Source organism: Thermodesulfobacteriota bacterium (assembly GCA_035559815.1).
In the GTDB taxonomy this organism is placed as follows: domain Bacteria; phylum Desulfobacterota_D; class UBA1144; order Nemesobacterales; family CSP1-2; genus DATMAT01.
The window spans coordinates 199,459-212,685 of sequence record DATMAT010000023.1; the positions used below are offsets into that span (position 1 = coordinate 199,459).

Here is a 13,227-nt window from a genome sequence, read left to right on the forward strand (position 1 = left end):
TCGCCAAGAGATCATGCGAAATCTACGAATGGGGTCGCGGCGGCTCGGCCGAGGACAACTGGTTTCGCGCCGAACGCGAGCTTTTAGGTTTTTAAGCGGCAGCCCGAAGGAGTGAGCATATGAATCTCCAAAGCCATAATCTCTCAAACGTATCAGAAAAAAATTGATCAAACAGGGGGTAAGCAACCATGGAATTACAAGGACGTGAACTTAAACTAAATATGCGGGGTGACGATGTTAAGCTCCTTCACAAGGAGCTACTACAGCTCGGTTTTGAGATTCCGGATGAAGAGATAAACAAGTCTTTCTTCGGGAAAGGTACGCGTAAGGCCGTAGGAATGTTTCAGGGTCAACATGGCCTGGAAACCACTGGTGTGGTTGACGAACATACCGCAACACTCATCAATGCTGAATTGGACAGAGTGAGACCACAACCAGAATCGTTCCTTGTCCGCGGACAGGTTCGCCAGAGGGATAACAGCTCGCTTGTCGGTGTATTGGTTCAGGCTTTCGATAAGGATGTACGCGGCGAGGAGATGCTAGGTGAAGCGTTGACCGATGATGCGGGTCACTATGAGATACATTACTCCGCAGAACAGTTCAGTCGAGCAGAAAAAGCCAGCGCAGATTTGATTTTTAGGCTGTTTGATCAAACGGGGATACCTATCACTAATTTTAAGGCGGTAGATGAATCTCAAAACCCATTTGCCACAATCAGGATGATTGACGGGGAAAAGCAAGTTAACATTCCCATCGTTCCACAAGCCAGACAAGAAGAGACGGTGAATTTTTTAGTTGACCGGATTGCGGTTGGCCCTTCGGAATACGAGCGGCTCTTAAGGGAACTGGAACCCTTGCTGGTCAACGTTAGAATCGAGGGTATTCCGGAGCCTACGCTAATTGATAAACTCGCCGATTTGAATACGGAAGACATTGATTTCTTGACTGTGGAGACGGGAATAGAGCGGCAGAGGATTGAGTTTTTGTCTGAGGCGGCAAGGCTGCAAAAGAATGCGGCGGCGGAGGATTTAGGTTTACCCGCTGAAGTCTTTTACGGTCTCTTCCGGCAGAATCTGCCAACTGAACTACCACGGCTGATTGAGCAAGGTCGCGCCGCATGGAAGAACGCCCTCAAGAAGTCCATAGAGGAGAACATTATCCCCTTCCGGATAAATGACACTCTGGACGAGTTTCTAAGTCGCTTTCAGGCTTTGATTATTGATCACGCGCTTAATAAACCGGCTGGAGAAGGCCGGTTCTCATTGGGCGATTTGTTGAGCACTGCGATTCAATCAAAGGAAAAGCAGGCTCGTTTCCTTGATTTGTATCTCAGCCATGGAGGGGCTATCGAGGAGTTCTGGAAAAGTCTCCGCGAGAATCCGGCGTTCAAGGAAGACGTGGACAGATTACAGTTGACTCTGCAATTGGGTCTCCTCACGCTCAATCATGTGCCCCTGGTTCGAGAACTTCAGAAAGACACAACGCTACGCTCCACCCGCAGCCTTGCTAAATTAGATAGAGCCGCCTGGACAGAGATTATCAATAGGAAAGTTGGCGACAGTGACCAGAAAATCGGCTTTCCGCCCGATATTCCTGGGAAAGACGATGCGGAAAAAGCCGCAAACTACATCAACAGTATCATTGGCGTTCTTCAGGCAACACACCCTACCGCAGTCATTGCCGGGCGGATCGTTGCCAAGGCGCCGGAGATGGATATTCGTCTGGTGCAGCGCGTCTTGTTGCAGAATCCCCGGATAACTGAACTGGACCGACCTCTTCCTGAAAACCTTGATCTCACCGGCTTCGATGAGTCAGATAAACAAAAAGCAAAAGCCTCGATGGAAGCATTGCGCCGGGAGATTAACACATTTCCGGACCTTAAGAAAAATTTGGACAGAAGTTCTCTTATATTCAGTAGTTTTGACTCTTTTCCAAATGCAATCCGGCAGGAAGTGTTGCGCTTCCTTGAGAACGCCGAGAAAGCGGAGGATGCGAAAACCGCCCCAGCATTTGACTTCCGCACCACGCATATTGATACCTACATCGCCGAGCATGGCGAAGCCGTCTTCGATGGCATCGAAGACAGAGCGGCGGTCACGAGCCAGCTCAAACGGCTCCAGCGCGTGTTTCAGATGAGCCCAGGGCCTGAGGAAATGCAAGCGCTTTTGGGGGAGGGTTTGGATTCTGCGCAGCGTATCATAAACATTCCTCAAGAAACCTTTATGATGAAGTTTAAGGAGAATCTTGGAGGTGAGGAAAACGCACTGAAGGTCTATGCCAAGGCAGAGCATATAAGCGCAACGGCGCTTAATTTTTACGCCTATCTCTGGTCTGCTCTTTACGACTCCACCCCAATAGCTGTTGACAATGACATAGAGGGTATCAAGCAAGAGGTTATCAAAAAGATTCCAAACTACAACGAGCTTTTTGGCGGGTTGGATCTCTGCGAGTGTGAGCACTGCCGTTCTGTCTATAGCCCGGCAGCCTACTTTGTTGACCTGTTGCATTTCTTGGATCCTGAATTCCCACCGCCCGTCGGCCGAAAGCCGATAGAAGTCCTTCTTGAGCGACGGCCCGACCTTGAGCACATAAAGCTCAACTGCGAGAACACCAATACCCTGATTCCTTATGTGGATTTGGTGAATGAAATTCTGGAGTTCTACGTTGCCAACGGCAAGCTGGATGAGACAGCAGCCCGAGATACCGCCGACAACACTGCTGAGGAGCTAAAAGCCAATCCGCAGTTCACGATTGACGAGGCTTATAAGAAACTGAAAGAAGCGATTTATCCTTTATCTCTCCCGTTTAACCGTGATGTTGAAGTGGCGCGTACTTATCTTGAACACCTGGGTAGCAGCCGATACGAGCTGATGAAGACCTTTCAGAAGGATGATTCTATTGTGCGGCAACGGGAGATAGATGCCGAATATCTGAAGATTACGGCTGAGGAATATCGGATTCTAACGGGGAAGAATTTCAACGGTACCGATGTGACACCAGCAAGAGCGATTCGTGAATTTTACGGGTACAACGTGGATCTCGTGTCCACTGAAACCGCTTGGTTCAAAGATAGCTTGCCTCAAGGTGCGCAGCAATCTGCCAACAATGACAGTTGGAATTTCGTCACATTTAATCCGGCTCCTCCATCAGGCGGTATGGCTCATCAATCTTCTGTAGTCTCAGGTATACACCAGCACTACTTCCAGGATGCCACCGAAACGCTGGATATATCCGAGGGTGACCACCTGTTTACCCAGGTGTTCCTTGACCCCAACAACTTGCCGGAGGAGATTATGTTACGGTGGAACGACGGCACTTGGGAACACCGGGCTTACTGGGGTGCAAACCGCATCGGTTGGGGTATAGATGGCACAATCAGCCGTCGGTACATGGGGCCATTGCCTCCATCCGGCCAATGGGAGCGTTTAGAGATACCAGCGCATTTTGTGGGCCTGGAAGGTAAGAAGGTCAATGGCATGGCTTTTACGCTTTATGGGGGAAGCGCCACTTGGGGCTTTTCCGGTAAACGTTCTTCTTCTTGGCAGGAACGCGTAGTGTACGCTACGGATTTTCTAAAACGGACAGGTTTAAGCTATATGGAGTTGATCGAATTACTCAAGACGCGCTTCATTAATCCGGAACAGCAGGCATTCGAGTTTCTAGAGAGCATAAATGTAAGCTTCTCTAACCTGGCCGAAATGATAGCAAACAATTTCTCCAGTCCAGACCCGAAGGTGGTTGATGCATTTAAAAAAGCTGGGGTCAAAGATGTCATCAACTGGGTAAAGACACACTTCAATAGATTGCGGCGTTTTGTCGAGCCCTTTGCGCCGGGCTCCTCATGTAATCTGAGCGTCACCAAGCTTCAACATTTGAGTGGAAAGGATTTGGGAGAAAACGAGCTATACAAGATGCACCGCTTCATCCGATTATGGCGAAAGCTTGGCTGGACGATGCGCGACCTCGACCGGACGATAACGGCTTTTAAAACCAGCGATATTGATCCAGACTTTTTGCAGAAGCTTGCTCAGGTTAAGCAAATTCAGTCTGAGTTGAAACTGCCCCTCGTTCAATTGCTTAGCCTTTGGGGAAATATTGACACTCAAGGAGAAGACTCGCTTTATAAAAAACTTTTCTTGAATAAGGCTGCGCGGGAATTGGACGAAAAGTTTGAACTTAACCCAGAGGGTTCGGAGCTTAAATTTGCGGATTCAAATCTGACTATATCCGAGCATATCCCAACCATACTGGCGGCGTTTCGTATTCGTGAAGCAGACCTCGCAGTAATACGTGAGGACGCCAACTTAGCCGCTGATAATGCGCTGCTTAATCTTGCGAACCTGTCTAGGCTGTATCGTTGTGTAGTGCTTGCAAAGGCCGTGAAGCTAAATATCAAAGATTTGATCTCACTCAAAACACTATCGGGAATTGATCCCTTCGTTTCACCCGATAAGACAATCCAATTCATGGACATTGTGCGGAAGGTGCGTCAATCGGGCTTTACGGTCGCTCAATTGAACTATCTCTACAGGCATTTGTCCGAACCGCCTGCAAGCCTCGCGCCACAGAGAGAGACTTTGCTTCAGCTCGCCCAGGGTTTGCGTGACGGGCTGACAAAGATTGCTGAGGAGAACGTAATTGCACCCGACCCGGCTGGCGAATTCACCCGCGCCAAATTGGGGATGATTTTCGAGCCTGCGATTGTTGACCAGACGATTCGGATGATTGACGGAAGCGCTAGATATACAGCGAGATTAAAAGGTCTGCCTGATGAGTTTGATTTCCCAGAAGAGTTGAAAAATAAAATCATCTATGCCCATAAAGACGAGTTACTGAGTTTCAACGGCCCCATGACGTCAGATGAACAGGTAACTTTGAAAGGTCTATCGGGCTTTCTCGCAGGACAGGTGCAAAAGGATTATGAAAACGCAATAGACGCTCTTTTTCAGCAACCGAGAACTTTTATCAAGGACACGCTAAACGGCTTTCTTAATGATATAAAAGACGCTGAAGAAAAGTTATTGGATGTCACCTCACTTGACCAAAACGGTAAGCCTGTGTTGCTCGACAAAGACGGCAATCCTGTGATGGATGATACTGTCAAGCCTGTTACTACTGTCATTGCTACCAAATTTGACTATCTTTTAGAGAAACTGCTGCCCTATCTGCGCGGCAGATTGAGCCGGAGCCTGGTCAAGCAAACACTCAGTGATGCACTTAAGCTAGATACTAAGACAACTGAGTTACTGCTGGAAAGGCTTCTTAAATCGCGTAAGGAGAATGCCAAGCCGAACGAAACTGCGATAGATGACTTTTTAGCGCTACACGAGGGAGGTCTTACAACCATTCCTTCTGGCACTGGCAGTGTGCGCTGGACGGGTATGCTTCTGGCATCCAACAACGATGACTACACTTTTTACATTGTTACTTATGGCGGTGTCCGGTTGTGGATTGGTGACAATCCGCAATCCATTATTGACGAGCCGCCAACTCCGCCTACGCCCGGTCAGCTTCCACCAGAACTGAGCAACAAAAAACCGATTACGCTCAAGGCTGGACAGCTTTATGAATTGCGCTTGGAACTGCATCAACTGCCCGCGAACGATCCAGCTTTGGTGGTTGCCGAACCGCGCTGGAGCAGCGGGACAACCCCGAAGGACATTATTCCCTCAAGCAACTTGTATCCGAGCGGTGTTTTTGACACCTTTGTTACCGCATTCACGTTGCTACATAAGATTGCTTTGCTCATCAACGGCTTCAAGATGACAGACAAGGAAGTTGCCTATTTGTCAGGCCATTCGATGGACTTTGATAACTTTGATCTTAAAGCTCTGCCGCTGGATCGCTATGATCCTGTTCAAGCGGATCAGAAGGCGGTTGAATTGTTCAAGCAATGGCAACGCCTGAGCGACTTTGTCACTCTCCGCAACAGCTTCCCGCAAGGCGAGGTCAGCCTGATAGATGTATTTGAAGCGGTATCGCTTGAGGACAAACTCCCACTGCTTCAGCGGGGTTCCGCCGGGGCAGCCGTCATAGCCTTACAGCGTTTGCTTAATGCTACAGGTACCCAGCCGGTTTTGAATTTGGATGGCGTATTTGATACGCGAACCCGCACTGCGGTCATTGGTTTTCAGCAGAGCCATGGACTTAACGCGGACGGCATCGTAGAATCCGCTACCTGGGGAGCCCTTAAGGCTGCGTCGCCACCGAATCTCTGGCAAGTGGTTATGGCTGAGGCCGCGAAGGAGGACAAGCTGGTACACGCCTTCGGCTGGGACGCTAAGACCCTTCACGCACTTATTGCTGCCTTTAGCCTCACCGCCGATAGTTTCAAGAATGAAATTTGGTTAGTCAGACTGCAAGCCTGTGTGCGGTTGAGCAAGCGGCTTGGTATTTCAGTTGATCGGCTCTTTGACTGGGCTACCAAAGAGCCGGATGCACAACAGTCGCAGGAAATCAAGAACACTGTGAAAGCCAAGTATGACGACGAACAATGGCTGGCGGTGGCGAAACCCCTGAATGATATTTTGCGGGAAAGCCAAAAGGCGGCATTAATCGCCTACTTGCTTGCCGATCCAGAAATAATCAAAAAAGGCATAACCAACTCGAACGGGCTTTACCAATATTTCCTGATTGATGTGGAAATGGACGCCTGCATGATGACTTCTCGAATCAAGCAGGGTATCTCATCAGTGCAGCTTTTCATCCAGCGCTGTTTGTTGAATCTAGAACTTCAGGTATCTCCCTCTGCGATTGATGCAGACCGGTGGAAGTGGATGAAAAATTATCGTGTCTGGGAAGCCAACCGCAAAGTGTTTCTCTATCCTGAAAACTGGATCGAGCCGGAGTTACGCGACGACAAGAGCCCGTTCTTTAAGGAACTGGAATCTGAATTGCTTCAGAATGACATGACATCAGACACTGTCGAAAGGGCGTTCCTGAATTACTTGGAGAAGCTCAATCAGGTCGCCCGACTGGAAATTTGCGGGATGTATTGGGAGTTAGAGACTGATCCGATCACAGCTAAGATAACAAACATAATCCACGTTTTTGGTCGGACCTTATCCGCGCCGCGCGTCTACTACTATCGTCGCCTGATGGATGGCATTCGATGGACGCCCTGGGAGAAAGTCCAGGCAGACATTGAGGGGGTTGAGGAGGACAATCATGTAGGAGTACAGTTGATACCTGTGGTGTGGAATAGGCGGCTGCATCTTTTCTGGCCCATCTTTATGGAAAAGCCGTGGCCTGAAAACAACACAACGATGGTTGGAATTAAACTTGCCTGGAGCCAGTACAGACAAAATCAGTGGTCACCAAAGCAGATAACCTCGGGAATTATATTCTCGGATTATCAACGCAAAGGAGGTCACATCTTCAAGGCTATTGTTGATCCAATAATGGGCGGCTTGCTTATTTACGATGTTGGATACGTAACCCAATTTTCCGGGAATGCCATTAGCAGAGAGGGTATTAAGAGTGATGGGGGGTTTGCATTCGGCGGTTGTCACCAATCGGATATTGTGGGCTATAGAATATTTATGCCCTCGGTTCAAATAAGCAGCACTGGTATAAGCTCACTCCCAGGACGAACCGTGCCAGATACGCTAGTGAAGGACTACCGCCTATTCCACCTTTCGAGCACGTACCCTGAATTCATGTTGTTAAAGCAAATTGCTCCGGGAACCCCATTCGATCTTTATGATGCAATTTTTATTACTCCCTATATAACAGAACAACAGGCCGAAGACACGAAAAAGAATCCGATAACAGTCTTACGAAAGACTCCTTCCTTATATAATATCCTTTACTTGCACCAGGTTCCGCAATACATCCCCGAGTTTCCGTTTATATACCAAGACGGTCAGCGCACTTACTTTGTCACCACTAGAAGAAGGCTCGCCCCTAACAGAATCGCGCCCCTTCCACCTAGTACGAGGCCTACTATCATCGACATCCCAGATTTAGGTGATCTAGGTCCATTGAACTTGTTAGGAGGGGTTACTACACTAACAGAAGGGATTCCTGTGGAAACAATTGCGCAACCTCGCCGAACAGCGTTCATGATGAGCGGCGTAGGGTTACATGCCTTGGCTGAAGAACCCTGGTCTCATGACGTATTTGCTGAGGCGCTTCGTGTGCGTGACACAACTATCAATGTAAAATTCCATATTTTCTTCCATCCCCATGTCTGTGAATTCATCAAAAGACTCAACCGTTACGGCATACCCGGCTTACTAACACCTGACAATCAACGATTCACCGATCTAAGACCCAAACTCGTGTCCGGTGGGATCACCGGTGGTCTCATTCCTGTAGGCATAACAAACAATTTTGAGGAGCTGTATACCCCAACGGATCACGTAGACACCCCTTATCCGCTTGAGGATGTGGACTTCAGCAATGCCGGTGCCTATTCGCTCTATAACTGGGAACTGTTCTTCCACGCTCCGATGTTGCTAGCGACCCGCTTAAGCAAAAACCAGCGTTTTGAAGAGGCGCTGCGATGGTTTCACTATATCTTTGACCCCACTACTAGTTCCGGCGAGTCGTCACCCGAACGATACTGGAAAGTCTTGCCATTCAAAACCACTGAGAGAATACGTATACAAGACCTGCTTAATGCCTTGAGTGGACCGGATAGTGAAGAAAAAAAGAAGCTAATTGCACAGGTGGAAGAGTGGCGGGATAACCCATTCAATCCCCATCTGATTGCCCGTATGCGCCTCGTAGCTTACATGAAAAACGTGGTGATGAAATACATTGATAATCTGATTGCATGGGGCGATCAGTTGTTCCGCCGGGATACGATTGAGTCAATCAACGAGGCAACACAGTTGTATGTCCTGGCAGCGGAAATCCTCGGCCCACGCCCCCAACGCATTCCACGGCGAGGAACGGTAAAAACAGAAACCTACGCAACGTTAAAGCTTAAACCTCTGGGCGCATTCTCAAATGCGCTGGCGGATTTGGAGAATCATGTCCTATTTAGCAGCGTATCTCCCTCACCGAGCGGCGGCAGTAATGGAACAGAAGGTTTATTGAAGACGCTCTATTTCTGCATTCCGCAAAATGACAAACTGCTGGGATACTGGGACACGGTTGCAGACCGCCTGTTTAAGATTCGGCACTGTATGAACATCGAAGGTGTTGTCCGAGAACTTCCGCTCTTTGAGCCGCCGATTGACCCGGCTCTCTTGGTTCAAGCTGTTGCTATGGGTGTAGACATCGGCAGTGTGCTTAACGACATCAACACGCCGACGCCTTATTACCGTTTCCAATACATGCTGCAAAAGGCCCTTGAATTGTGCGCAGAAGTTAGGTCGTTGGGTGCAGCATTGCTGTCAGCGTTAGAAAAGAAAGATGCCGAAGAGCTAGCCGCCATCCGTGCCAATCATGAGACGGTGATTCTTAATCTGGTTAAGGAGGTAAAGAAGAAGCAGAAGGAAGAATCGGAGGCAACGAGAGACGGGTTGAAAAAGACTCGTGAGGTGGTGTGCACGCGTTATACGCACTACAAGAAGCTTCTAGGCATAGAAGGAACCTCTTGTCCAGCACCTAATCTACCTGTCCCCCTGGTCGGCAGTTCCGGGGGTAAGAAGCTTATTGAACAAGAGAAGGATTATCTCGAGCAACTTCAAGAGGCACATTCCTGGCAAGGAATTGCAGCAGACGTCGAATTGATAGCACAGATAATGAACTTTATACCGAATATATCACTCACTATCATACCTGCGCCGTCCATGCCCCCTACTCCTCCTCCTCTTCCTGTGGGTTTATCATACGGGGGTTCCAACATTGGCGCAGCGCTGTATGCCTGGGCAAGACGCGTAAATTATCTCGCCTCCGATCATACTCATCAGGGTACGCGAGCCTCAATCTTGGCTGGCTACGATAGAAGAGATGAGGAATGGAGATTACAAAGCGACCTTGCTGCCAAAGAAATAGAACAGATAGATAAGCAGATTGCGGCAGCGAATATTCGGATAGACATTGCCCAGAAAGAGATTGAAGACCACGACAAGCAGATTGAGAATGCTAAGGCGATCGAGGAATTCCTTCGCACTAAATACACAAACAAGGAACTCTATACCTGGATGGAAGGCGAAATCTCCGCTGTCTATAACCAGTGCTACCAGATGGCTTACGATTTGGCTAAGAAAGCCGAGAAAACTTTTCGTTTTGAACGCGGCCTGACAAGTTCAAATTTCATCCAGTTCGGGTACTGGGATAGTGTTCGAAAAGGACTATTGTCAGGTGAAAAGCTGTACTTGGCACTCAAACAAATGGAGAAAGCCTATCTCGACCAGAACAAGCGCGAATACGAGATCACGAAACATGTTTCGCTGGTGCTCCATGATCCGATGGCTCTGATTGCGTTGAAAGAGACTGGGCAATGTGAAGTCTTTTTACCCGAAGCCCTCTTTGACGCGGATTATCCAGGCCACTACATGCGCCGGGTTAAGAGCGTAAGCTTAACCATCCCCTGCGTGGTAGGTCCCTACACCAGCATCAACTGCACTCTGACGTTATTAAGCAATAAGACGCGCATCAAAAGCACGCCAACGGATCCTTACCCTGAAAGTGAGGACGGAGAAGATAATCGTTTTGTTACTAACTTCGCCGCTATGCAATCCATCGCCACTAGCCACGCACAGAATGACAGCGGCATGTTCGAACTGAACTTCCGCGACGAACGCTACCTGCCATTCGAGGGCGCCGGTGTCATATCTAGATGGCGGATTGACATGCCCAAGGACTGCAACGCCTTTGACTTTAACACGCTCTCCGATGTGATTCTGCATTTAAAGTACACAGCGTGGGAAGGCGGGGAGATTCTGAAAAAGGCAGCTAAGAAGGCTATGCAGGATGCGATTGCAGATACAGACAAAGCCCCACTTGCACGGCTCTTCAGCGCGAAACACGAGTTTCCGAGCGAGTGGCACCGCTTCCTGCATCCGGCGGATACAGCAACTAGCCAGACCTTGAAACTTGAGCTAACACAGGAGCGGTTTCCATTCCAGTTCCGGGGTAAGACAATTGAGATTAGCCAGATAGAGCTATTCTTGAAGCTCAAGGATGGTGTGAATCCTGAGAATGGTAAGACCTATGCTGAAATCTATGCCGATGGCAATCCCCTCACAGTGTCCCTCACATCACCTGACAGCACAGATAGTAAGCCACTTGACAGTATTGCGTCGTTTCTGAATGGGATTCCACATGCGGTGATGGATGTGTCGCGCGGCCTTGGTATCTGGGTGCTTACGGCACAAAAGGCGGATATCGAGCAACTTGTCACTGTTTTGGGCAAATTGGATGCTATCGAAGACATAATCATACTCTGTCATTATTCGGTTCAAGATGAAACACCTTAAGGGGTGAGCATAAGGAAGTGCAGCTAAAGAACAAATTTATTTAACCAGTTTTAAAGCAGTATCAAAATTTATTTAAAAGCTTAAGCTTGGATATTGACGGTTAGTTCTAAGCTCCTTAAGTTTTGGGTTCTCAAGTGAAGTGACCTTCAGCACGACCTCAACCTCTTTGTATTTATGGGATTTATGAATAAGCTCATTGTATAAAAATAAAGGGAAATGCAAAGTGGAGTTATATTAAAATCATTGTTATCTTTTCACTTTACGCGTTATTCAAATTAATTTTCCCCATGCCTACAGGAAGTTAGTTTGATTCCTTTAGGATTAACTTCTTCCTTGACTTGAGACACAGAAACGGAATAACACTTAGCAATGGACTGATTAAAAGCTGCATCCAAGCAGCCATCCATACTGCCTGCTTCATTCCTAGAACCTTGTAATACAAACCTTCCGGGTTGGACTTCCAGATATGTTCTGCCACCCACCACACATTCTCGGGGGTCCAGAAAAGTAGAGCTACGTAAATCACTCCAAATATCAATATCCCCTTGAAAGTAAGACTCGCCGCCCGTCCCCAAACAAGCGCATCCACCGCTCGCCTTGTCAGATTTCCAATGTAATACTTTGCCAGAATTATGCCGAATAACACCATGATAGATACGCTGATTCCAAACCCCAAAATGAACACAAAGAGTCTGGTAAAAAGGTCATGCTGGATTCCGCCAAAAACAGGGATTTTCCCTTCCCATACTCCCCATGCCAGCGGTAGGAATAATCCTAAAAGTAGACCCTCTACAAGGCCATTCTTAAACCCAACGGTAAAAAAGGTCAAAACCCCTCTTATGGTCAGAAACTCGGGGGGTATATCCTGACCTGTCTTTTCGATTATGTAGTATTGCTGTATCTCGGAGATGGCATCAATTAATCCCGCAGGTTTTGGCGCGGATACCGTTGGAGAAAATATCACCGATCCTCTTCTTCCTTCTGGCAATAGTACCAGCCTCCTGATTCTTAAAAGGTGTTAAACGAATTCACAGCTTTAGTCGCTTGGAGTGATTGGCCTCTGGTTTTTGATCCCTGATTGCCTTAAATATTTCTCTCCCGCTAAGCCTGAGAATATCAGAGATCTCCTCTATGCTTGCACCGGCTTGGTTTAGCCTCTCAATCCAGACCTGGTCCAGGGGGTTTGCCTTTAATCTTAAAGACAATGGATTGGGCCCTTCGGCTGATCTTGAGGAATCCTCATGGCTCACCACAGAAGGTGATGGCATTATGCTTCGACCTTGCTTAGCATGGGTAGTCGAAAGATAATACCTCACAGTCCGGGGAGGAATTCCTGAAACTTGAGAAATTTCCTTTGTCTTGAGCCCTATCTCATAGAGCTTGAGAATTCTCTTTCTTAGCTCTGGTTTTCTCTCTTTCAAATATGCTGGCTCCAATGTAATAAATTTCTAATTCCCTTTCCTTTTTCTTCATAACAGGAGAAAAGTCTCCGGAATCAAAGCACCTTAAGAACTCTTCCAGCTCTGCCCTTGTCCTGGGAGGGTGAACACACGAGATTACTTCCTTGAGCTTTCCTACTCTTTCTTTAAAGTAAGGGGGAACCTGAAAATACCCATCCTCTTCAAGATAGTGTTCTGCTTCCGAGAGCCTGAAGATTCCCTGAACAATCTCCTGCATTGCTAGATAAGCTGACTCGAAATAAGCTGACCTTTTTATGTTTTTTACCATGCTCAAGATTCTAACTCCCGAAACTTAACATTCAACCCCCAAAATGCGGCAAGCATACCGTCTAAGCTTGCCGATTTGCCATGCTTACTACTCTAAAAACTTTTTCGTATATTTCTCTCAGAAA

At 47.8% G+C, this 13,227-nt stretch carries 4 protein-coding genes; 1 reads left to right on the forward strand and 3 read right to left on the reverse strand.

All coding sequences use genetic code 11. The features are described 5' to 3' along the window. Positions 1–188: 188 nt before the first annotated feature. On the forward strand, positions 189–11,375 hold the full coding sequence (locus tag VNN20_06470) for a neuraminidase-like domain-containing protein (GenBank protein ID HWP91824.1): 11,187 nt from the start codon (positions 189–191) through the stop codon (positions 11,373–11,375). A gap of 301 nt (positions 11,376–11,676) precedes the next feature. Here the strand turns inward: VNN20_06470 and VNN20_06475 are convergent, their stop codons facing one another. The 3 genes from VNN20_06475 to VNN20_06485 are packed head-to-tail and all read right to left on the reverse strand — an operon-like array spanning position 11,677 to position 13,109. Then, on the reverse strand, positions 11,677–12,363 hold the full coding sequence (locus VNN20_06475; GenBank protein ID HWP91825.1) for a hypothetical protein: 687 nt from the start codon (positions 12,361–12,363) through the stop codon (positions 11,677–11,679). Between the two features lie 40 nt (positions 12,364–12,403). Next, positions 12,404–12,796, reverse strand: coding sequence for a helix-turn-helix domain-containing protein (locus VNN20_06480; protein HWP91826.1), 393 nt, complete (start codon positions 12,794–12,796; stop codon positions 12,404–12,406). Then, a complete protein-coding gene (locus tag VNN20_06485; protein HWP91827.1) occupies positions 12,747–13,109 on the reverse strand; it encodes a hypothetical protein in 363 nt (120 codons plus the stop codon). The genes VNN20_06480 and VNN20_06485 overlap by 50 nt, the downstream gene beginning before the upstream one ends. Positions 13,110–13,227 lie beyond the last annotated feature (118 nt).

Coding starts and splice junctions, on each gene's coding strand:
- VNN20_06470 (HWP91824.1), top strand. CDS start 189: ATGGAATTACAAGGACGTGAACTTAAACTAAATATGCGGGGTGACGAT.